The 23073-nt window shown below is 47.8% G+C and carries 19 protein-coding genes and 1 pseudogene; 12 read left to right on the top strand and 8 right to left on the bottom strand.

What is annotated here, in order from left to right; all coding sequences use genetic code 11:
* Positions 1–231 precede the first annotated feature (231 nt).
* Positions 232–1494, bottom strand: coding sequence for a glutamate--cysteine ligase (gshA, locus tag Q0R17_RS17535; RefSeq protein WP_293937347.1), 1263 nt, complete (start codon positions 1492–1494; stop codon positions 232–234).
* A gap of 430 nt (positions 1495–1924) precedes the next feature.
* Here gshA and Q0R17_RS17530 point away from each other — a divergent pair, with 430 nt between their 5' ends.
* The 5 genes from Q0R17_RS17530 to grxD all read left to right on the top strand — a co-directional run bounded on the left by Q0R17_RS17530 (position 1925) and on the right by grxD (position 7625).
* A complete protein-coding gene (locus Q0R17_RS17530; RefSeq protein WP_293937345.1) occupies positions 1925–2869 on the top strand; it encodes a DegV family protein in 945 nt (314 codons plus the stop codon).
* A gap of 478 nt (positions 2870–3347) precedes the next feature.
* A complete protein-coding gene (gene mgtE / locus Q0R17_RS17525; protein WP_293937342.1) occupies positions 3348–4784 on the top strand; it encodes a magnesium transporter in 1437 nt (478 codons plus the stop codon).
* A gap of 147 nt (positions 4785–4931) precedes the next feature.
* Complete coding sequence (locus Q0R17_RS17520; RefSeq protein ID WP_293937341.1) at positions 4932–6233, top strand: voltage-gated chloride channel family protein; 1302 nt, start codon at positions 4932–4934, stop codon at positions 6231–6233.
* 178 nt (positions 6234–6411) lie between these two features.
* Positions 6412–7212 (top strand): peptide chain release factor N(5)-glutamine methyltransferase, encoded by an 801-nt coding sequence (gene prmC / locus Q0R17_RS17515; protein ID WP_293937339.1) that lies wholly within the window; start codon positions 6412–6414, stop codon positions 7210–7212.
* Between the two features lie 98 nt (positions 7213–7310).
* Positions 7311–7625: a Grx4 family monothiol glutaredoxin gene (gene grxD / locus Q0R17_RS17510; protein ID WP_293937337.1), complete on the top strand. Its 315-nt coding sequence runs from the start codon at positions 7311–7313 to the stop codon at positions 7623–7625.
* Positions 7626–7667: 42 nt separating this feature from the next.
* Here grxD and Q0R17_RS17505 read toward each other — a convergent pair whose 3' ends face one another.
* From Q0R17_RS17505 to Q0R17_RS17485, 5 genes are all read right to left on the bottom strand, one after another.
* The gene (locus Q0R17_RS17505; protein WP_293937335.1) at positions 7668–10070 is read right to left on the bottom strand and encodes a PAS domain S-box protein; all 2403 of its coding nucleotides are present in this window, start codon (positions 10068–10070) and stop codon (positions 7668–7670) included.
* A gap of 577 nt (positions 10071–10647) precedes the next feature.
* Positions 10648–11829 carry a response regulator transcription factor gene (locus Q0R17_RS17500; RefSeq protein ID WP_293937333.1) on the bottom strand — a complete coding sequence of 394 codons (1182 nt, stop codon included), beginning with the start codon at positions 11827–11829 and terminating at the stop codon, positions 10648–10650.
* 191 nt (positions 11830–12020) lie between these two features.
* Positions 12021–12632, bottom strand: coding sequence for a glutathione S-transferase (locus tag Q0R17_RS17495; RefSeq protein ID WP_293937331.1), 612 nt, complete (start codon positions 12630–12632; stop codon positions 12021–12023).
* Between the two features lie 168 nt (positions 12633–12800).
* Complete coding sequence (locus tag Q0R17_RS17490) at positions 12801–14192, bottom strand: aminopeptidase P family protein (protein ID WP_293937329.1); 1392 nt, start codon at positions 14190–14192, stop codon at positions 12801–12803.
* Between the two features lie 298 nt (positions 14193–14490).
* The gene (locus Q0R17_RS17485; RefSeq protein WP_293937327.1) at positions 14491–16035 is read right to left on the bottom strand and encodes a polyamine aminopropyltransferase; all 1545 of its coding nucleotides are present in this window, start codon (positions 16033–16035) and stop codon (positions 14491–14493) included.
* Positions 16036–16192: 157 nt separating this feature from the next.
* Between Q0R17_RS17485 and Q0R17_RS17480 the strand changes: the two genes are divergently transcribed.
* The 6 genes from Q0R17_RS17480 (at position 16193) to Q0R17_RS17455 (ending at position 20837) form a co-directional block, all read left to right on the top strand.
* Positions 16193–16582, top strand: coding sequence for a DUF350 domain-containing protein (locus Q0R17_RS17480; RefSeq protein WP_293937325.1), 390 nt, complete (start codon positions 16193–16195; stop codon positions 16580–16582).
* 252 nt (positions 16583–16834) lie between these two features.
* Positions 16835–17878 (top strand): SPFH domain-containing protein, encoded by a 1044-nt coding sequence (locus Q0R17_RS17475; protein WP_293937323.1) that lies wholly within the window; start codon positions 16835–16837, stop codon positions 17876–17878.
* A 142-nt stretch (positions 17879–18020) separates the two neighbouring features.
* On the top strand, positions 18021–19448 hold the full coding sequence (locus Q0R17_RS17470; protein ID WP_293937320.1) for a DUF4178 domain-containing protein: 1428 nt from the start codon (positions 18021–18023) through the stop codon (positions 19446–19448).
* 44 nt (positions 19449–19492) lie between these two features.
* Complete coding sequence (locus Q0R17_RS17465) at positions 19493–19660, top strand: hypothetical protein (protein WP_293937317.1); 168 nt, start codon at positions 19493–19495, stop codon at positions 19658–19660.
* Entirely contained in the window at positions 19657–20010 is a 354-nt protein-coding gene (gene speD / locus Q0R17_RS17460) for an adenosylmethionine decarboxylase (protein WP_293937314.1), read from the top strand. Before Q0R17_RS17465 ends, speD begins: the two co-directional genes overlap by 4 nt.
* A 77-nt stretch (positions 20011–20087) precedes the next feature.
* Positions 20088–20837, top strand: a complete 750-nt coding sequence (locus tag Q0R17_RS17455) for an ABC transporter substrate-binding protein (RefSeq protein WP_293937311.1) — start codon at positions 20088–20090, stop codon at positions 20835–20837.
* Positions 20838–20883: 46 nt separating this feature from the next.
* On the opposite strand, the gene arsB is transcribed toward Q0R17_RS17455, so the two are convergent.
* Positions 20884–21909 (bottom strand): ACR3 family arsenite efflux transporter, encoded by a 1026-nt coding sequence (gene arsB / locus Q0R17_RS17450; protein ID WP_293937348.1) that lies wholly within the window; start codon positions 21907–21909, stop codon positions 20884–20886.
* A 23-nt stretch (positions 21910–21932) separates the two neighbouring features.
* Positions 21933–22277, bottom strand: a complete 345-nt coding sequence (locus Q0R17_RS17445) for a helix-turn-helix transcriptional regulator (RefSeq protein ID WP_293937308.1) — start codon at positions 22275–22277, stop codon at positions 21933–21935.
* 83 nt (positions 22278–22360) lie between these two features.
* Here Q0R17_RS17445 and Q0R17_RS17440 point away from each other — a divergent pair.
* Positions 22361–22852: pseudogene (locus Q0R17_RS17440) on the top strand (arsenate reductase ArsC).
* Positions 22853–23073: the final 221 nt, after the last annotated feature.

The following is a 23073-nucleotide window of genomic DNA, read 5'->3' as shown; positions in this document are numbered from 1 at the left end:
CCCTTCGGGTTGGCTACATTTTTGGGGCTGCACGGCGTTAAAAGACGCTCATGGTACTCGTACCACCTCGCGTCTTTTGCCTTGTTCAGCCCCAAAACTGCAGCCAACGCAGCCGTGAATGAAACGTCAACAGACCCTAGGCCCATTCTTATTTAGAGGGAAAAGATCCCCCCTTCTAAAGGTTTTCTCCGTGTAACTCTGTGTCCTCCGTGGTTCAAGGTGTGGGTTCGATTATTCCAGCTCTAATGACCCAGCCAGTAAGGCCAGTCTTGCCACTACGCCGTAGGAGTAGAAGCGGTTGGCTTCGCAATCGGGCGAGCCGTCGCAATCTGGGGTGGAGAGCGGCGAGGCAAAGGCGAGTGGCACGAAGTGTGCGCCTGGGGCGTTTAGATTTTCATCAATACCACGGCCAGTATGTACGCGGTAAAAACCGCCAATTACAAAGCGATCGAGCATATACACTACCGGCTCTGCCACGGCAGCGTTGATTTGCTCGAAGGTTGGCACGCCTTCTTGCACGATCACATCGTGTACTTCCATGCCTTCTTTAATCACGCTCATTTTATTGCGCTGCTTGCGGTTTAAGCCGAGCAATTCCTCGCCTGATTTCACGCTCATAATGCCCATGCCGTAAGTGCCAGCGTTGGCTTTTACAATCACAAACGGCACTTGATCAATGCCGTGCTGCGCGTATTTGATGCGGATTTTTTCAATCATCGCGTCTACGGTGGCAGCCAGCTTGTCTTCGCCAGCGCGTGAATGAAAATCCAGCCCGTCGACATGTTCAAAGTAGGGGTTAATCACCCATGGGTCGATATCAATCAGCGCAGCAAATTGCTCAACTACTTTATCGTAAGCGGTGAAATGCTGGGTTTTGCGGCGCACGGCCCAGCCTGCATTTAGTGGTGGCAGTAGGGTCTGTTCAATATTTTGCAAGATAGCCGGAATACCCGCAGATAAATCGTTATTCAGCAGCACAACACAAGGATCAAAGCCCGCAATGCTCACACGGTTGCCATGACGCACCAGCGGCTCGAGCGTGATGTGCCCACCATCAGGCAAATCAAGCGTGGTGCTTTCAGTGATTTCTGGATTCATGCTGCCAAGGCGCACTACAAGGCCCGCTTGACGCAGTATTTTGGCCAGCGCAGCGACGTTTTGCAGATAGAAAGTATTGCGGGTGTGGTTTTCTGGGATCAGCAAAACACGGCGTGCATCTGGGCAATAGCCCTCCAGCGCAATCATGGTGGCATGCACCGCCAGCGGGTGAAACTCTGGATTCAAATTATTAAAGCCGCCAGGAAATAAATTCATATCCACTGGAGCTAGCTTATAGCCCGCATTACGTAAATCGACTGAGCCATAAAACGGAGGGGTGTGTTCCTGCCACTGATTGCGAAACCAGTGCTCGATCTCTGGCTGGGCAGCCAAAATTTTACGTTCCAAATCTAACCATGGGCCAGTCAGTGCAGTCGTGAGATGGGGGACGCTCATTTTAGTGCCTTTTTCAATAGTTTCATGCATGGCATATGTGGGCGCTGGGCCATGGATTCAACTCTAGCGTAGTGTAAATTTGATTACTCGCTGTTTACGCATGATTTTTATTGGCGAGTGAACCACTGTAAGGATATAGCGAGGCGCGATAGAAAGATTAATTGAATCGTACAGCATCATCCAGCATATTTGTTATGCAGGCTTGCTCTTGATAAGTAAATTAGTGCGCTGATTTAGTTGAAATTATCGGCATTGAAGCTGTCGATTTTGTTGCTAATGAGACAGCCTGTGCGCTGCAACAAGGCTTTTGTGTCATTTCTTCGTCATTTATGAAAATATGGGCTGAGGAATCAAACATCTGTTTCGAATTCCACAAAACTAAAAATAACCGCATAAGACGGTAAATGATTCATACCCAGAGGAAGCATTGATGCGCATCGGCTTAGTGACGGATTCATGTTGTGATTTGCCCCGCGATTTTTTAGATCGCCACCAGATTGTTATCTTGCCCATTACCATTCAAGGCAGCGACGGCACTTTTATTGATCAGCGTGATCCGGTCGCTACCCGTGATTTTTATCGGCGGCAGGCGGCTCAAGGCGTAGCAGATTTTGAATCACAGCCCTATTCAGCCGAGCAAATTAAAGAATTGTTTTTATCAAGGCTGATTTTAGAATTTGATATGGTTTTTTGCTTAACTGTTATGAAGTCGCGCAGCCAAATTTTTAATCATGCCACACAAGCGGCTAGAGCCATTTTGACCGAATACCGGCCTATTCGTGAGCAGGCCAATCTAATGAAGCCCTTTGTACTCAGGGTGTTTGATAGCGGCAGTATTTTTGCTAGCCAAGGTTTAGTGGTGGCTGAAGTGGCACGCTTGATTAGCCAAGAAGCGACTAGCTCAGAAATCACCAAGCAAATTGAGCACTTAGCCAATACCGCTCAAGGTTTTTTAATGCCCGCAAATCTAGGGCAATTACGCCATCAGGCTCGGCGTAAAGGCGATAAAAGTGTGGGCTTTTTATCTTATGCCTTGGGAAGTGCCTTGGATATTAAGCCAGTGATTCGCGCTTATCAGGGTGAAACCACGCCAGTGAGCCGCGTCAATGGCTTTTCGGCTGGTGTGGATAAGCTGTTTGCTATGGTGATTAAGCATATAGAACAAGGCTTAGTTGCGCCCACAGTGTGTGTGAGCTACGGCGGAGATCCTGCGGTGGTCACGGATATGCCAGCCTATCAAAAATTAAAGCAGGTCGCGAAGGAACACCATGTGCAATTACTACTCTGCGAAATGAGCACCACAGCCGGTGTAAATATTGGGGCAGGTGGCGTGGCGATTGCTTTTGCTTCTGAAATAGCCGCCGTTTTAGATTAGCGCAGCAGCCAGCTGGAGCGCGGGTGTTTCTCCATGTGCGCTAAGCAAAAAAATAATGGTATGAATCAGCTGGTTAAATCTTAAACCACAGAGAACACAGAGATCCACAGAGTTTCACGGAGGAAGTAAAGCTCTGTTTTGAGCCTTTCTCTGTGTCCTCTGTGCTCTCCTTTTCCTCTGTGGTTCAAGGTTTAGCGCCATTTCATGCACAGTTCAGGCTCTATGCCACTTTTTTAGCGCATATGGGGTGTTTCCCCCGCGCATGCCAAGCAAATGCCAAACCGCGCTTATGCGCTGAGCAAGCAAGCCCAGCGGCTATTAGGCTTTGCTTGGCTCTACCAAGCTAGCAATCAGCATGCATATCTAGAATGCGGCTCTACCAACGCGCAAAAATCTCAAATTTTGCAGTCCAGCCCTCACGTCTCTCCGTGATAAACTCGCGCACGCCTTTTTAATACCCTTCTCTTTGGAATTCGGCATGACGATAGTCACCCGCAAACAGCAAGAAAGCCTACAAGAAAGCTTGCAACAGGTTGTGCGCCTGTTGGATAGGCATCGGCTGGTTGAAGATATGGTGCATCGCCAAGATATGGCTAAGCACGAGCTAGTAGAGCAGCTGGTGCATAAGCAGCATTTGGTTGAGTTGCAAAAAAAGCTCGCTAGCCTGCACCCGGCCGACGTTGCGCATATTTTGGAAGCCCTACCGCTGGTTGATCGCTTGCTGGTTTGGGAGTTGGTCAAGTCTGAGCACGATGGGGACGTGCTGCTGGAAGTATCGGATTCGGTGCGTGAATCGCTGCTGGCCGACATGGAAAGCTACGAAATTATCGCAGCTGCCGAGCACTTAGACGCCGACGAGCTGGCCGACTTGGTGCCCGATTTATCCAGCGAAGTACGCTCAGAACTGCTAGGCGGCTTGGACGATGAAGAACGCGCGCAGCTGCAATCGGCGTTGTCTTACCCTGAGGACGAAGTTGGCTCCTTAATGGATTTTGAAATGGTTACGATCAGAGATGACGTGACCTTAGAAGTGGTGCTGCGCTATCTACGCCGCTTTGATGAGCTACCTAATCACACCGATAAATTATTTGTGGTGGACCACGAGCAAACGCTAAGGGGCGTGTTGCCGATTAATCATCTATTGGTTTCCGACCCTGATTTAACCGTGCACGAAGCAATGGCCACCGATGTGGTGACGTTTCGCGGGCACGAAGATGCGGGGGACGCCGCGCAAGCGTTTGAGCGCTACGATTTAGTCTCGGCGCCGGTGGTGGATTCCAATCACAAAGTAATTGGCCGCCTCACCGTGGATATGATGGTGGACGTGATTCGTGAAGAATCCGACGCTGAAGTGCTGTCGCTAGCGGGTTTGAAAGAAGAAGATTTGTTTTCTAGCGTGTGGAAATCCGCTAAAAACCGCTGGCCTTGGCTGGCAGTGAATATCTGCACCGCCTTTATTGCCAGCCGAGTAATTGGTGCGTTTGAAGAAACCATTACTCATCTAGTCGCGCTGGCTGCGCTGATGCCGATTGTGTCGGGTATTGGCGGCAATACCGGTACGCAAACCATTACGCTGATTATCCGTGGCTTGGCGTTGGGGCAAATTAACCCAAATAACTCTGGGCGCTTAATTGGCAAGGAGCTTGTCATTGCGCTGCTGAACGGCTTAGTTTGGGGCAGTGTACTGGGCGTGATTGCATGGCTGCTTTACCGGCAGATCTCGCTGGGCGTGGTGATGATGGCCGCAATGATGCTGAATTTGCTCGTTGCTGCCTTGGTCGGCATTTTAGTGCCGCTCACCATGCAAAAGCTTGGCCGCGACCCCGCCTATGGCTCATCTGTGCTACTGACCGCCACCACCGACTCGATGGGATTCTTTATTTTCCTTGGGCTGGCTTCAATATTCCTAATGTAAAAACTTCAAAAAAATCTGTCGCCACAGCGCCCTCTGAGAAAAGCAAAAGCCAGACCAACAGCAGTATGAGATCGAGCTTTGGCTTGTTATGCGTTGTGTTCTCGTTTTAGCTCAGTGTCTACAGACGTTTTTTAGAGATAAATTAGAATGCCATTGTTACAACGCCTCGCCGTTTTTGCTCCTTTAGCCCTGCTGATTAAATGGCTGTTTCTGGCCTCTATCGTTGGCATGCTGGCGGGCAGCGCTTCGGCGTTTTTTTTGTTTTCTCTTGAATGGGCCACGGTGACGCGCTTGGCTCATCCTTGGCTGCTAGCGGGTTTGCCGCTGGCGGGCTTTATGGTGGGCTGGGTTTATCTGCGCTTTGGTCGGCAGGTGGAGGCAGGTAATAATTTATTAATCGACGAGATTAATGATCCGCAAAAAATCATTCCACTACGTATGGCTCCGCTGGTGCTGGGTGGCACTGTGGTATCGCATTTATTTGGCGCATCCGTGGGGCGGGAAGGCACTGCGGTGCAGATGGGCGCGGCTTTGGCCGATCAACTCACACGGGTTTTTCGCCTTAAAAATAGTGATCGGCGTGTACTACTCATGGCAGGAATTGCGGCGGGTTTTGCCTCGGTATTTGGTACACCGCTCGCCGGTGCTATCTTTGGCTTAGAAGTGTTGGCCATTGGTCGGATGCGCGTTGATGCCATTTGGCCCTGCCTTGTAGCGGCCGTGGTTGCCGAGCAAGTGGGCCTCTTGTGGGGTGTGCAGCATACACATTACGCCATTGCTAATATTCCACCGATCAGCTTTTGGGTGTTGGCTGTGGTGTTGCTGGCAGGTGCAATCTTTGGCCTGACTGCGCGCTGCTTTGCCACGGCCACGCACAGGCTGGCGGCGGGGCTTAAAAAAATCATTCACTATCCACCGCTGCGCCCCTTTATTGGCGGCTTATTGATTGCCGCTGTGGCTTACGCTTTAAGCGCTGAGCGTTATTTAGGCTTAGGCGTGCCAACCATTGTGGAATCCTTTCAACACCCAATGGCTCATTACGATTTTGCCGCTAAGTTCGCTTTTACCGTTGCTTCTTTAGCTAGCGGTTTTAAGGGCGGCGAGGTCACTCCCTTGTTTTATATAGGCGCAACCTTGGGCAATGTTTTAGCGCCTTGGCTAAACCTACCCTTTGCCTTTTTGGCGGGGCTGGGCTTTGTGGCGGTGTTTGCGGGGGCGGCGAATACGCCAATTGCATCTACTCTGATGGCGATGGAAATGTTTGGGGCAGAAATCGGCGTGTACGCCGCGCTAGCCTGTGTGATTAGCTATTTATGCTCTGGTCATGGCGGTATTTATCGCTCGCAGCGGGTGGATTATGGCAAGCACCGAATCTTGCCTAAGGGTATTAAACTCAGCGAGATTGCGGCTTATCGTGCTTCGAAAAAAAACATTAAAAAAGATCTGTAGATACAGAGAACGGGAAGAAGAGCAAAAGCGAGAAAAACGATGAGAAAAGCAAGGGTCTATCAAAAACACCAAGCTTAATGGCGGTATAAGTTGCCGTGCAGAATTAAATGTTTTTCTCTCTGAGTTCTTATTTTTCTTGTGTCGACAGACGTTTTAGATTTCCCTTTCGGAACCCTCTATGAATTATTCAGTTTTACTGGCACAAAGTGGTTTGGAGCGCTTTGATGCTCAGGTTTTGTTTCAGCACGCTACAGGCAAAAACCGCGCTTGGCTGATTGGCCATGGGCAGGATGAGGTGGAGGCGGCACACGCTGCGGCATTTAAGCTGTTGGCAGCCCGTCGCAGCAAAGGCGAGCCGGTGGCGTATATCGTTGGCACGCGTGAGTTCTTTGGTCGTGATTTTGTGGTGAACCCTAGCGTGCTCATCCCAAGGCCGGATACCGAGCTGCTGGTTGAGCTGGCTCTAGAGCGAGCTGCTGAAGGGGCGATGGTTTTGGATTTGGGCACCGGCTCCGGCTGCATTCCGGTCAGCATTAAATTAGAGCGCCCAGATCTGGATGTTAGTGCGGTGGATTTATCGCCTGCCGCTTTGCTCGTGGCGCAAGCCAATGCGAGCCGCTTGGATGCTGCGGTGCGTTTTTATCAGTCGGATTGGTATCAAGCTCTAGGCACAGCACACTTTGATGTGATTGTTTCTAATCCGCCGTATATTGAGCAAAACGATCATCATTTAAGCCAAGGCGATTTGCGCTTTGAGCCACGCAGCGCGCTATCAGATGAAGGCGATGGCTTGGTGCATATCCGCAGTATTATCGCCGAGGCTAGGCAGCACTTGAACGAGGATGGTTGGCTGTTATTGGAGCATGGCTGGGATCAGGCCGAGCCGTGCCGAGCATTATTGGCTGCCGCAGGCTTTGCCGCAGTACAAAGCTGGCGTGATTTAGCAGGGATAGAGCGAGTGAGCGGTGGCCAGCTTTAATTCGATAATTACCGGCGGTAAGAGCCAAAGCTTGCCGCAATTTTTTCATAAAAGTACAATACCTGAGTAAATCTATCAGGTATCAAAAAGGAAACACTATGAGCACGCAAGATCTTATTCGTCAGCAAGTAACTGAAAACGCCGTTGTTTTGTATATGAAAGGCACGCCAACTTTTCCGCAGTGCGGCTTTTCTGCAGGCGCGGTGCAAATGCTTAAAAACTGTGGTGTATCGTTTGCTGCGGTTAATGTGCTGGCTGATGCGGATATCCGCCAAGGCATTAAAGAATATGCTAACTGGCCCACTATTCCTCAGCTCTATATTAAGGGTGAGTTTGTAGGCGGTTCAGATATTATGAAAGAGCTGTTTGCCAATGGCGAGCTGCAAAAAATGCTGGAAGGCATTGCAGAGTAATCTTGTAGGGGCACGGCATGCCGTGCCCACTCGCCTTTTCTATCAGGCCGCGATCTTCTCATCCATCCGTTTACGCACGGCCAGCATCAAGGCTTCTCGGCGATAAGGCTTGTGCAGTATTTCGCCAAACAGCGTTTCGGAGCGATCGCTAGAGCTATTCTTGTGTGGATATCCCGATGTCAGTAGCACCGCCATATTGGGGCATGACTCGGCAATATGCTGTGCTAAAGTCACCCCATCCATGCCGCCCGGCATCACAATATCAGAAAGTAGCAAATCCACTTTGCCCGCCTGTTCAAGCTTGTCTAAAGCATCCATACCATTTTTAGCTTGAATAACGCTGTAGCCAAAAGTAGCTAAATGCTCGGCAGTGACTTCTCTTAAATCGACTTCATCATCAACTAATAAAATCGTTTCTTTTCCTCCTTGAATAGGATTTTGGATCGTGGTTTTTTCTACGATATTTATATTTTTCTCAAGTGCATTAATGGGTAAAAAAATGTGAAACATCGTGCCAATACCCAGCTCGCTATAAACGCGAATATGGCCATGTAATTGTTTTACAAAGCCATAAACCATGGTTAGCCCTAATCCTGTGCCATTTTCTGTTTTTGTGCTAAAAAAAGGCTCAAAAACCCGCTCTGAAATTTCAGCAGGCATTCCTTTCCCATTGTCATTAAATTCTAATAATAAATATTCTTGGTTATCCAAATCAATGTCTTTGCAGTGGTTAAATATTTCTGGCCGCCAATGGTGAAGATAAATAACAATATCTCCACCGCCTTCGGGCATTGCATCGCGGGCATTAATGGCTAAATTAATAAGTACATTTTCAAACTCGGCCGTATCTAATTTTATAAGGGGTAAATTAGGCTCAATAAAAGTGTTGATGTTTATATCGGCCCCTAGTGTACGCTTTAATAATCCTAAAACTTCTTCAATCAATCCGCCGATTGATTTTGGTTTTATTTCATTTAAAGGTAGGGTACTCTTTCTAGATAGCTGTAGTAGCCGCCGAGTAATATCCGAGCCACGCATAGCCGCATTAATTGCACTTTGTTGCCGCTCCATTGCTTTTATATTGCCTTGTAGGGCAGGCTCAATAAAATCAAGATTAGCAATGATGATGCCGAGTAAATTATTAAAATCGTGGGCTAACCCGCCTGATAGTTGGGATAAAGCATCCATTTTTTGTGATTGAACAAGCTGGGCTTGTACTTTTTTTCTTTCGCTAATATCCCGAATTATGCCGGTAAACATCCGCTCCGCGCCTGATTTCCATTCTGAAATAGACAGGTCTAAAGGGATGAGCTGACCATTCTTATTTCTTCCCATAATTTCACGGCCAATGCCAATAATTTGGGCGTGGCCAGTATTTAAATATTGCTCTAAATATTGATCATGCTGGCTGTGTTCTGGCTCTTGCATTAATAGTTTTACATTTTTATGTATAACTTCATCTGCCGTATAGCCAAAAATGCGTTCTGCCGCGGCGTTGAATAAAATTACTTTCCCTTTGCAATCAATTAGAATGATGCCATCAGCCGCACTACTCAAAATAGAGTTTAATTTTGAGTCTTGCTCTTTTAGTAGTGATTCTTTTTGTTTTATTTCAGAAATATCAGAGATAAAACCATGCCATAAAATACTGCCATCCTCTAGTGCTTCTGGTTGTGCATTGCCGAGCATCCAATGTACGCTTTGGTCGGGGAAAATAGCGCGATATTCTTGCTGCCAAGGCGATCCTGTTTTTGCTGATTCTAATATGGATTTATTTAACTCATTAATATCTTCTGGGTGGACTAAATTGAATAATTTATGTGCATCTTCATGGATTTCTTCAGGTGATAATAAACAGATATCTCGAATTCCTTCGCTACAATAAGGGAAGTAACTTTTTCCTGTTTTTTCTAGTTTAAATTGATAAATCATTCCAGGAACATTCGCGGTTAATTTTTGTATGTCTTCTAATAACTTTGTGGTTTTTCCTGCTGATTTTTCTATGGTTTTTTCTGTGATTTTTCTTTCTGATACATCACGTTGAGTGCTAACAAAATGAGTGATTTCTTGTTGCTCATTAAATATCGGCGTGATCGATATTTCATTCCAATAATGACTGCCATCTTTACGATAATTAATTATTTCCCCATGAAAAGGCTGGCCATTTTTTAGTGCGATACGTATGTTTGAAGTTGTCTCAAGGTCGGATAAAGGGCCTTGCATAAATCTGCAGGTTTTTCCTAGGATTTCATTGTCGTTTCTACCATTGGTCTTTTCAAATGCTTTATTTGCATAAATAATTTTATGATCTTGCGAGGTAATAAGCACGGCTTGGGATATTGAATCTAATGCTTGAGTACTGAGTAATAGTTTATTTAAGTGATTTTTTAACTCTTTTTCTGCTTTGTTTTTATAGTAAATTAATCCGGCAATGACTTGGCCCAATAAGGCAAAACCTAGCAAGGTGTAAATGATATCTGGATGATGGCTTGGGGATAAATAAATCATGATTGCAGAAGTAAGTACGAGCCCTGCCGCTGCCACGCTACCTAATTGAAAGCCTGCCCAAATAATGAGCAAGGGTAAAACGATAGAGAGTGCACTGGAGTGACCCTCTAGATCGGGGGCGCTTGCCATATATAAAATAGGCAGTGCAATTATTAGTAAGATAAGCGCTTCTTTAGGGCGCTGTTTGAGCGGAAGCCAAGCCCAGAGTTGTATTTCTTTTTGCCAATTATTTTTTGTTTGATTAACAGAAAAAAAATCATTCTTCATGATGGCTACCTCTTTATGAGGGGCTTGCTACGTAGCTTGGCGCTCAATCTGGTTAATTTAAGTATTGCTAGGGTGGGCAAGGTAAACCGCCTTTGCCCTCCTTAATGCGGCTTCCCATGCTTAAATTAACAGGGCTGGATTGGCGCTGAGTGAAACAAAGCCCCATTCTAAGAATGCTGAGCTTCGCATGCTCAGTAGCAAGCTACCTATTTATACCCATATTTCAATTAAACCGTGTGATATCAGGCTAGAAAAAAATAATACTGTCTTCTTTATCTTTAATCGTCTCTAATATCTCTTTATCTGCATCTTTTATGAGTAGTAAACCTAGGTCAGCGCTAATACTACTAAATTTTTTATCTAATGAAAAACCGGCATCATAGAGTGTTGCTGCTGCTTGTGAGGCATCTTCTATTAGCTTAATAAAATGTGTTTCTTGTTCATTACTTAAACCAAATTTAGCCAGTGAATTTTCTATTTGTTGTTTTAAATTTTCAAATAATTCACAAGAACGTGATTGTTGTATTTTGTAATCACTTTCTAACTGTTTAACAAGTTCTTGCATATTACTGATAGCCGTTTTTGCATTAGTGCTTTGCAGGGTTAAGCGTTGGTGGGTTTCAATAGCATGAATACGGTTTTCTGCTGTTTCAGTGATAATGGCGGCATGATCGCGAATTCGGCCCGCAAAATCGGGGTTATTGTAGGGGAGGTTTTTAATTTGCAGGGTAATGCTTGGGTAGTTAACAATAAGCCGGTGCCCATATTCAAAAATACGTGGGTTATCTTGGGATAATGTTCGTAGTATCTCTGCTTCTAATGGGCTAGAGCGGCCTTCGCTATTGAGGGTTTTTTGTTCATTTTCGGTGCGGATTTGCGCAGAAACATTTAAATCAAATCCATGCGAAAAGGTAGAAATAAGCACTTTTAATAGCGATTCAATATCAGGGCTGCTCATTGCCCGCTTGATAAAATTAATCACGGTGCCCATTTCTCCTGAATTAGAAATGGCACTCATCGCGGTATCCGTCGCTGTTTTTAATGAGTCTTTTAGGCGTTCAGAGTCAGTAATAATAAGTTGGAGTAATTCAATTTTGCGGCGCAGCTCTGCCATGCGAAAGGGTTTAGGTAAAAAATCATCTGCTCCTGAGGCATAGGCATTTTGGCGGGTTTCTAAACTATCTGAGCCAGAAATAAAAACGACGCGTACTTCGGGCTGTTTTTCACGCGCCAGCAGGCAAACAGAATAGCCATTGATATCGGGTAAATTAATATCTAGCAAGATAATATCGGGATGAAATGTGCTGACGAGATTTAATGCATCTATCCCGCTATCTGCCTCCATAATCTCTGCATGACCTGCTAAGCCGTCTTTAATTAGGTTGCGAAATTCTTGTTCATCATCGACGATCAATATCTTGGTTTTCATCAGTCTTAGCCTTAGCGTGGCTTTCTCATGAGCTTTTTGTAAAAAATGCATGAGAAAAGTGCTGGGTTATCAATGCGATAACTTAAATATAGCTGATGATTTTCCTGTCTATTTACCTTCGTTGATATACGGTATTTTTGACAAAAAGCTTGCTTGTGTTGAAATTATGGTGGCATGAGCTTTTTGCATAGCTAAATCAGTGGCGGGCTGGTTTCGATAAAGGATGGGCGCTCTGCCAGCTTATTATAAAACTTGAGTAAGTTTGGATGGTTAGCGTGCCAGCCTTGCTCAGGTAGACGAAAATCCAGATAGGCTAGGGTGCAGCCTAAGGCAACATCGGCCAAAGAAAACTGTTCGCTGCCCCACCATTTTTTCTCATCAAGCTCTGCCGCAATCGAGGCAAGGCCGCGCTCTATTTTGGCTTGCTGATGGGCCACCCATTCTTTTGATTGCAATTGCTCCGGCCTTAGGCTTTCTTGCCGGATTAATACCGCGGCATCGCTAATGCCGTCGGCCAGTGCTTCGCGGCGTTTAACATTGATAGCCTGTCTTTGATCGTTGGGGATGAGCTTGCCAACGGGGGAGCTGTGATCCAAGAAATCAACAATCACCCGTGAATCATAGAGCGTTCTGCCGTCATCCATAATGAGGATGGGTACTTTGCCTAGCGGGTTAAGCTCGGAGACGCTGCTGCCTGCAGCGCCGGGATTGTCTTCAATAAGCTGATATTCGATGCGCTTTTCAGCAAGAACGATGCGTACCTTACGGCCGAAAGGGCTGGTATATGAGGTGATCAGTTTCATGCCGTCTGCGTTGTGATGGAGAAAGCCTTAATCTTAGCCGTTTGTCTCCGCTGAAACTAGATTTGTTGTTTGAATACAACTAGTTTAATGGGCGCTAAGTTCACTCGCCCGAATCAACGTGGCTTAGCGTGCTCTGGGCGGCTAAGTAAGCCCGCCCAGAAAGACTTCTTAAACTGCGGCCATAATTGCTTCTACTTCTGCCGCAGTGCGGGCGATATGCGGCCCAAGTATGCGGCTGCCCGTTTCGGTGATCAGTACGTTATCTTCGATACGGATGCCGCCAAAGTCTTGGTATTCTTCAAATTTGGCGTAGTTAATCAGATCGCTATGGCGGCTTTCGGCTTTCCATGTGGCGATCAGCGCGGGGATAAAGTAAATGCCTGGCTCTACCGTAATCACCATGCCTGCTTTCAGCGGTTTGCCAAGGCGTAAGTAGCCCATGCCAAAAAGCTTACTGCGCTCAACACCATCGCCGTAGCCGACTAAGTTTTCGCCCAAGCTTTCCATGTCGTGCACGTCCAGACCAATCTGGTGGCCAAGGCCGTGCGGGAAGGCAATGGCGTAGGCGCCAGATTCAACGATGTCATCTACATTGCCATTAAAAAAGCCTAGCTTGCTCATGCTTTCAACCATGACTTTTGCGGCAAGCTTATGTGCGGCGAGATACGGCAGGCCAGGCTTGAGCGCGGCAATCGCCTCGGTTTGCATCGCCAGTACTGTGTCGTACAACTCGCGCTGGCGTGGGCTGAATTTGCCGCCAACTGGAATGGTGCGGGTGATATCGCTGGCGTAACCGCCGCTGGATGTTGCGCCGGTATCGTTCAGTACCAGATCACCTTTTTGCAGTTTTTGATGGTGGTGATGGTTATGCAGCACTTCGCCGTTTCTGGAGAAAATACTTGGGTAGGCAAGCTGCAAATCGTGGCTGCGCACAATGCCTTCCATCAAACCAACCACTTGGTGCTCCAGCACATTGGCTTGTGAGGCACGCATCGCTGCGTGATGTACATCGCGGGTAATGGCCAGCACGGTTTCCATCTCTTTGATTTCATCGGCCGATTTGATTTCACGCTGCAGGATAACTTGCTGGGTTAGCGGGGTAGAAAACCCCGCTTTAACTAATGTGCTGTCACAGCCCAGCAAATGAGCTAACTCTAGAATGGTTTCGCCGCGATAAGGGGCAAGGTATTGCACTTGAATGCCAGCCGCTTGGGCGGTTGCGAGCCGTTGTTTTAATTGAGCATAAGGCTGGCTTTGGGTGATGCCTGCGCTGGCTGCGCGCTCGCTTAATGAAGGCTGCGGGCCGGTCCAGACGATATCAGCCACTTCGGCTTCATTGCCAAATAGGGTGATGCTGTCGTTAGCGGTATCAAGCAGGCCAGCAAGGCCAGGCTCGTTCAGGCCAAAGTAATAGCGGAAGTTGCTGTCTTGGATAAATGGAAAAATATTATCCGTGTAATTCATCGGCGAATCGACGTTGCCAAGTAGCAAAATCAGGCTGTCCGGCAAGCTAGCAGCAAGAGTGGCACGACGTTGGCGGTAGATTTCTGGGGCAAACATAGTGTTCTCCATAACAAGTTAGGATGTATCTTAATAGAAATCGTGTTTTATTTCGTGGTTGAAAACCCAAACTTTGAAGCGCTGATCTGTGCTTAATGACAAGGGCTTACGTTAATGGGCTGCACTTTGCTCTACAGAGAGCACCGAGTTTCATAGAGCCTTTGGGTTTAAAGCTTTGCAGCGATAATCCTCTCTCAACTTTCTGCCTTTTGAAGTCTGTTTTTCCAGTAAGTTGGCGTAGTTCCTTGTTATTGGGCATTGTCTCTGTGGTTCAAGTTTTGGCAAGAGATTAGAACGGCTAGCGCATTACCTGCCGCCAATCTTGTTCAAAGTAATGCACCAATTTTTGGTTATTGAGGCGATTGGCTTCTACCGGCCACGGCTTCATATCGGCTGGGAAGGTGAACATCAGCTTGGTGACTTCTCCATCTAAAAAGCGCATCGGCTCGGTGTATTGGGTGGGCGGGGTATAGTTGCCTTTTTTGTCGGCCAAAATAAACCCCCATTCACCAAAAGACGGCACGTAGGCGTGGTAAGGGTAGGTGTAAAAGCCCGCTTCTTTTAGCGTGGCGTTAATGCACCAATACGAGCGTGGGGCAAAATAGGGCGAGGTAGATTGGATGACTAAAAGGCCGTTTTCACTCAGATGACGTGCCATCAGGCGGTAGATGGGCACTGAGTAGAGTTTGCCAAGGCCAAAATTGGATGGATCGGGAAAATCCGCAATGATGGCGTCAAATTGCTCGGTATTTTGCTCCAACCATTGGCCCGCATCGGCATTAATAATATGCACTTTAGGGTTGATAAACGCGCCTTGGTTTAGTTTGACTAGTGGCTCTGAATGGCTAAATAGATCAGTCATGGCGGGGTCTAAATCAACCAAGGTAATCTGCTGGATATTTTTGTGCTTGAGTACTTCCCGCGCCGCTAGCCCATCGCCTCCACCCAGAATCAGTACTCGTTTGGCCCACGGCAGCTTCTCTAATGTGGGGTGAACCAAGGCCTCGTGATAGCGGTGCTCGTCACGGCTGGAGAACTGCAGATTACCGTTGATATGCAGGCGTAAATCATCTTTCCATTTGGTCACCACTAAGCGCTGGTAAGGCGTGGTTTGGGCGTGAATAATTTCATCGCCAAACAGGCCGCGCTCTGACCACTGGGTAAGGCGATCGGCGTAGCAAAAGCCGCCAATGAGTAGCACTAACACAATGGCTGCACGGGTTTGCTTGGCACGGTGCGCTTTAATTTCATGTTTAAAAGTATGCGCCGCCCAAAGGGCCACCGCGGCATTGAGTAGGCCAAATAGCAGCGCGGTTCGCGCCATGCCCAGCTTAGGAGCAAGTACCAAGGGGAATAATAATGAAACAGCCAGCGCGCCTAGATAATCAAAGGTCAGTACATTGCTAACAATTTCGGCAAAGTCGGGTTTATTCGCCCCTTGCCGATTTAATACCCGCATCACTAGCGGAATCTCCATCCCCACCAATACGCCAATTAAAAACACCAACACATACAGCACGGTGCGAAACGGCGTGCCCATCCAAGCAAACACCAAAAACAGCAGTGTGGCCGATAGCCCCCCAAGTAAGCCTACTAATAACTCAATATCAATAAAGCAGGCGAGGGTATCCTCCTCTTTTACATATTTAGATAGATGCGATCCCACCCCCATCGCAAACAAATAGCAGCCTATGATGGAGGAAAATTGCAAAATTGAATCGCCCAGCAAATAGCTGGCCAATGCCCCTGCGATTAATTCATATGCGAGGCCGCAGGAGGCGACGACAAAGACCGATAAAATTAATATTCGTTGCTGCAATGTTTGGCTAGGGATGGGTTTCATTTAGAATGGGATAACCTTTCGTAGGTGTTACATTTGCTGATATTGTACTTCATGAAAGAAAGGCTCTGGCTTTAAGCTTTTGTAGGGGCGCTGTGCGCCATTATTGTAAAGGGTGCGGCCAGTGGCGCCCCTACCGTTTTTTTAATAGGATGGTTTTATGCTGACGCCCTTAATCCATTACCTGATCTATATGCTCTGTGGCCTTGGGCTATTGGCGCTGTTTGTGCTGGTGTACACCAAGATTACGCCTTATGACGAATTTGCACTGATTCGTCAGGGATGCTTGTCGGCCGCTTTATCTTTGGGTGGTGCGCTGCTGGGGTTTTCGCTGACGCTGGCCGCCAGCGTGATGCACAACGCTAGCTTTGATATGTTTATTTTTTGGGCCTTTTGCGCGATGGCGGTACAAATTATTGCGCATCTGCTGTTATCAAAACTATTGCCGAATATGAATCAGGATTTAATCGAAAACAATGTCGCGATGGGGGCATTAATGGGCTCATTATCGCTGGCTATCGGCTTAATCAACGCGGGTTGTTTGTCTTGATCTACCGTGCGAGCTCTTAAACCACCGAGCGCACAGCGTTTCACAGAGGAAGACCGTTTCATTCGGGACATGTACCACGATTTAAAGCGTTGCTTATAAGGCAACGGCTTGGGCATTTCTGATTAGATTGAGCTTTACCTTTTTTTAAAAAGATTCTGCATGGTTGTCTCTGTATCCTCTGTGGTTCAAGATTTTGCAATCGTTATAGAATTATTTGTCTGTTTGTTAATGTGCTAATCCTAGGAGCGCATCATGGGTCTCGGTTCTTTTATTAAGAAGCAGTTTATTGATGTTTTGCAGTGGAATGAAGATCAAGACGGCGTACTGGCTTGGCGGTTTCCGATGCAAGATTTTGAAATTCAAAATGGTGGCAGCCTGACGGTACGCGATTCGCAGCTGGCGTTGTTTGTCAACGAAGGCCAAATTGCGGATCAATTTGCGCCAGGCCTGCATAAGCTGGTCACGCAGAATATGCCACTGCTGACCAACTTAAAAAACTGGGACAAGCTGTTTGATTCGCCGTTTAAATCAGACGTGTATTTCTTTAGTACTCGCACTCAGCTAGGCCGTAAATGGGGCTCACCACAACCCATTACCATTCGGGACAACGATTTTGGCATGGTACGGCTGCGTGCCTTTGGGGTGTTTTCATACAAGCTAGTTGATCCTATTTTGTTTTTTAAGGAAATCAGCGGCACGCGTGATCAATACACCCGTGATGAAGTAGAGCTACAACTGCGCAATCTTGTGGTCTCCACCATGAGCAGCGCGATTGGTGGTTCGGGTGTGCCATTCTTAGATATGGCGGGCAATCAGGGCTTGATGGGCGAGAAAATTAAAGAAGCCTTGATCCCTGTGTTTGGTAAATACGGCCTAGAGTTAGATAACTTTGCCGTTGAAAACATCTCCCTGCCCGAGGAGCTGCAAAAAGCCATCGATACCCGTATCTCGATGGGCATGATGGGCGATATGGGTAAATACACTCAGTATCAGGTGGCGCAAAGCATTCCACTGGCGGCGCAAAACGAGGGCGGGCTAGCAGGAATCGGCGCGGGCCTTGCTGCGGGCGTTGGCGTTGGTCAGGTAATGGCGGATGCGATGAAAAGCAGCATTAATCCAGCCGCTGCACCCGTAGTTGCTCCTGCCGTGGCTCCCCTTGCCGCCGCACCCGCAGTTGCCGCAGATAATCCTCAGGCCAAGTTAGCATCGCTGAAAGGCTTGCTCGATCAAGGATTAATATCGCAGGCGGATTACGACACGGCTAAGGCTGAAGTGATTAAAAAGCTGGTGGGTTAAAAAGACTCATAGACACAGAGAGCAGGGAGAGCACAGAGCGCCCAAATGAGGTTTAGTTTTTCACTGTGAAACTCCACGTTCTTTGTGGTGCAGGATTTGAGTTTTAAGTTTATTGAAATTTTTTTAATCATCAGGTTCCTTTATGTACACAGCTGCCTGCCCAAGTTGCGGGGCGCCCGTTTCGTTTCGTTCTGCCGCGTCGGTGATGGCGGTTTGCGAGTATTGCCAGAGCACGCTGCTTAGAAACGCGGATGAGATCAAAGACATCGGCAAAATGTCGAGTGCTTTGGAAGACTATTCGCGGATTCAGATTGGCACCAGCGGGCAATATCAGGGCCAAGGCTTTAATGTAGTGGGGCGGATTCAGCTGCGTTACGACGCTGGCTTTTGGAACGAGTGGTATTTGTTCTTTGACGATGGCAGTGCGGCTTGGCTGGCTGATGCTTCTGGCCAATATATGTTGACCAAGAGCTTAGGAGCGGCGGTAGATGCGCCAGCCTTTGCCGATATACAGCCAGAAATGGCGTACTTATATGAGCAGCGCAGCTATGTTTTTTCTGATATACGCACGGCGCAGTGCGTGTCTGGTGCGGGGGAGCTGCCATTTACCGTTGGCAAGGGCTATGTGGCTAAGGTGGTGGATGCTCGGCATGCTGCGCGTTTTATTACGCTAGATTACTCTCAGGGCGCACCTGAGCTATTTGTGGGCGAGGCCGTTAATCTTGCTGATTTAAAGTGTCAGCTATTACGCAGTGACGATCAAATTACGGAAAGCGCGGGGCGGCTGGCTGGCAAAAACAATGTGCTTGATTGCCCAAGCTGCGCAAGCCCGTTGAAATATATTGCAGGAATGGCGATGCAGCTGGTTTGCCCCGCCTGTCATACGGAAGTGGATTGCGCTGGAGATAAAGCGATTGCCATCGGCAAGGCGAGGCAACTGGAGGCGTTTCATAGCACTTTGCAGCTGGGCGATACCGCTACCATTGAGAATAAAAAATGGCTGTTGATCGGCCTAATGCGTTGCAGTGAAGAGGGCGAGGTGGATGGTGATTGGACCGAATACCTGCTCTATCACGCCAGCCTTGGCTTTATGTGGCTGGTAGAAAGCCAGCAAGGCTGGGATCAAATTGAAGTATTAAACCAATGGCCAGAGATGTACAACGCCGCGCAGGCCATGCTCAATGGCAAAAAGTATCGCAAGCTATTTGATTACAACGCCCACGTCACTTACGCCGCTGGGGCATTTAACTGGCGGGTGCATGTGGGGGATAAAACCACGCTCACGGATTACGATCTGAATGGCGTGCGCCTTTCTAAAGAGCGTAGCCCCAGTGAAGTGACCTGGTCTAAAGCCAAGCGAATCAGCAGCGAGCTAGTGGGGCAATGGTTTGCTAAGCCTATCGCGGCCCTTGCCGGCGGGGATGCGAGCCCTAGCTCGATGAAAAGCTTGGCCATTATGTTTACCGCGCTTTTAACGGTGATTAATTTGCCGCTGTTGATATTTAATGGCTTTGGTGGATTGTGGTTATTGATCTTGGCTTTGGTCTTGGTTTGGTTACCTGCAAGGTAAGGGCATGCCGTGCTCTTACCTTTTTGTTTCTTTGGAGTTGTGAATTGAAACCTGGCTTTTATAAAGCATATTGCCTTGTGATTATCGGCATTTGCACCTTAATAAACGCCTCTTCCGGTGGCAGTGGTAGCGGCTCTTCATCGAGGGGCTGGAGTAGTGGTGGCAGCTATGGCAGCAGCAATTGGGGTGGCGGCGGCGGTGGGCATAAATGAGTTTAGGACGTCATATTCTTGCTGATTTATCTGGCATTGCGCCTGCTCTACTGGCAGACCCCGTCAAAATTGAGCAGATATTAAAAATTGGTGCAGAGGCGGGCAATGCCACCGTGCTGGCTGGGCATTTTCATCATTTTGGCCTTGAGCTGGGTGTAACCGGTGTATTGCTGTTGATGGAATCACATTTATCGATTCATACCTGGCCCGAGCATGGCTATGCGGCAGTGGATATCTTTATGTGTGGTGAAGCCGAGGCAGATGCAGCATTGACGGCGCTGATTGCCGTCTTAGAGCCCAGCCATCAGCAGTTGTTTAAACATGAGCGCGGCTTACCGTCTGGGGCTTAGCTTCGGCATATAAGACGAAATCATTTTATAAAGAGCATATCTGAGTGTTGTAGCCTTATTGGGGCGAGGAGGAGGAGATGCTAAAGCTAAAATGGATTAGTCTGTGCTACTTGCTCTGTGCGGCGGCTTTTGCTGATCCGCCCCTGCGTATTGCCGCCCAAGAGGGCGTTTCCCCTAAGTTTATTTTTCTGAGCAACCCGCTCACAGGGCAGTGCCCTGATATTTTGCGCGCGATTGAAAAAATAGACCCGAGCATTCGCTTTGATTTGGACATTCGCCCAACTCCGATGGCCAGAGTGGAGTATGGTTTGTTTACAGGGGGGCTAGATGCGGCTTGTGCCTTGCTGGAGACAACTAAGCGAAGCGAAGGGGCTTTGCGCCTTGCAACACCCCTGTATTTTGTACAAGAAAAGCTGCTTGCGCGTAGTGATGACAAGGTGAGGGTAAAGAGCTTCAATGAGCTGGCCGCTTTAGGGGCGCTGGTTGCTACTCCCTCAGGGGCGGCTTACGTTCAGCGTTTAAAAGCCAATGGTATTGCGGTAGATGATAGCAGTGGTGACAGCCTCGTTAATTTAAAAAAAGTGCTGAGTAAGCGAGTTAGATTTTTTTATATCAGTGAATTGAGTGGTCTATACGCGATTAAGGCTAATCATTTCGAAGGCCAATTACAGCTTTTACCTGATGTCTTGCACCAAGAAGCGATGTATTTTTGGCTGAGTAAAAAGGTGCCCCCAGCGATGGTTGTTAAGGTAGAAAACGCCCTTAAGCAGCTACAAAATAATGGAGAATTGCAGCGGATTTTTCGTTCTTATCAAGATGACTTTTAATCTTAAGGTGATGAGGCTAGCCGCTCACTCCTCCTTGTTTGCGTGTTCAGCTTGAGTTTTTTTCATACCAAGGCTTGCTGCGGTTGACTACTTTTACGATCAAGAGCATCACCGGTACTTCAATGAGCACCCCCACCACGGTTGCCAGCGCCGAGCCCGAATGAAAGCCAAATAAACTAATGGCCGCTGCTACTGCCAGCTCAAAAAAATTAGATGCGCCAATCAGCGCTGATGGGCCGGCGATATTGTGTTTTTCGCCTAGCGCTCGGTTTAGCCAGTAGGCTAGCCCTGAATTAAACAACACCTGAATTAGAATCGGCACGGCTAATAAGGCGATGACCAGCGGCTGCTCGATAATGGCTTTACCCTGAAAAGCAAACAGCAAAACCAGTGTGGCTAACAGCGCACTAATCGACCAAGGACTAATTTTAGCCATAGCCGTATCCAATGCGGCAGGGCCTTTGGCGAGCAAAGATTTGCGCAATAGTTGGGCAATAATAACGGGGATTACGATATACAAAATCGCCGAGGTAATCAGTGTGGCCCAAGGAACAATAATCGCCGATATCCCTAGCAAAAACGCCACCAGCGGTGCAAAAGCCACCACCATAATGCTGTCGTTTAAGGCAACTTGGCTCAGCGTAAACAGCGGGTCGCCATGGGTTAGCTTGCTCCAAACAAACACCATCGCTGTGCACGGCGCAGCGGCCAGTAAGATTAAACCGGCGATATAGCTATCGATTTGCTCTGCGGGCAGGTAGGGGGCAAACAGCAGGCGGATAAACAACCACGCTAAAAATGCCATTGAAAAAGGCTTTACCAGCCAGTTTACAAATAGCGTGACCCCAATCCCTTTAGCATGTTTGCGCACCTCGCTTAGTGCCGAAAAATCCACCTTAATCAGCATCGGGATAATCATAATCCAGATGAGTAGCCCCACCGGCAGATTGACGTTGGCGATTTCCATCGCGCCAATAGCCTGAAAAACGCTGGGTAAAAACTGCCCCAAAGTAATCCCCGCAATAATGCACAGGAATACCCAAATCGTAAGATAGCGCTCAAATACGCTCATCTGAGCTGATTGCTTGGTGGCTTCTAACACGATGCATCCTGCTTTGTTGAGCAAGAGGCAGGCGGATCAAAGCATTGCTCAGGGTGCCCTTCACAGCATTCTGCGGTTAGAAACGAGATGAGCTCCTGCATCAGGGCTAGATTGGCCCGATAGCGCATATAGCGCCCTTCCTGCTCCACCGTAATTAGCTTGGCTTGCGCCAGTGCTTTTAGATGAAAAGACATATTGGTAGCAGGCAGCCCCAAAGCCGCCGCGATATCTCCTGCCACCATGCCCTTATCACCCTGCTTAACCAGCAGGCGATACACGTCTAGCCGTACACCAGAAGAGAGCGATTCAAAAATGGTAGTTGCGATTGTTTTTTCCATTCGTCAACTATACAACAATATTTGAAGTATCGTAGCGTTATAGTTACCATACATAAAATACCCCGCCATCATGGAGATGTCCTATGAGCAAAATTTATAATGTGCTGTTTATCTGCACCGGTAATTCGGCCCGCAGCCAGATTGCTGAAGCTGTATTAAATCATGTGGGTAAAGGCCGATTTCAGGCCTATAGCGCGGGCAGCCAGCAGGTAGCGCGAATCCTTTAGCCATTGAAGTACTGCAGCATGTGGGTATCAGTACAGAAAAACTACGCAGCAAAAGCTGGCAGGAATTTAGCGCGGCAGATGCGCCGCAAATGGACTTTGTATTTACCCTTTGCGATTCGGCTGCGGGTGAAGCTTGCCCAGTCTGGCCTGGCCATCCAACGCTGACTGGCTCACTGGGGTGTGGCTGCTCCTAGCACGGGGGGTAATGAAACCATTCAGCACAAAGTTTTTCATGACACCCTTTTAATCTTAAAACGCCGGATTGATCTGTTTACTGCTTTGCCAGTAGAAAAGCTCGATGCCCTAGCATTAAAACTTCAAGTCAGTGAAATTGGCCAAAGCCTCTAAGGATATAAAAATGAGCATAAAAGTAGGCATTAACGGCTTTGGCCGGATGGGGCGTTTAAGCCTGCGTGCGGCATGGGGGTTGTACCGCGCCGAAAAATATTGCAGTGGGAGGCTGTCACTTTTGCATTATAAATTAACATGCAAATGAACAGCCCCCGCGCAATTTTGCATTAGAACGCTAATGTACTCAAATGCAGCAGCCAGATTAGAATCGCTGCGAA

Origin of the sequence: Iodobacter sp. (assembly GCF_025352645.1) — a bacterium.
Lineage (GTDB): Bacteria > Pseudomonadota > Gammaproteobacteria > Burkholderiales > Chitinibacteraceae > Iodobacter.
Note: the sequence above shows the minus strand (reverse complement) of the source record. Positions and strands in the feature narration are given on the sequence as shown.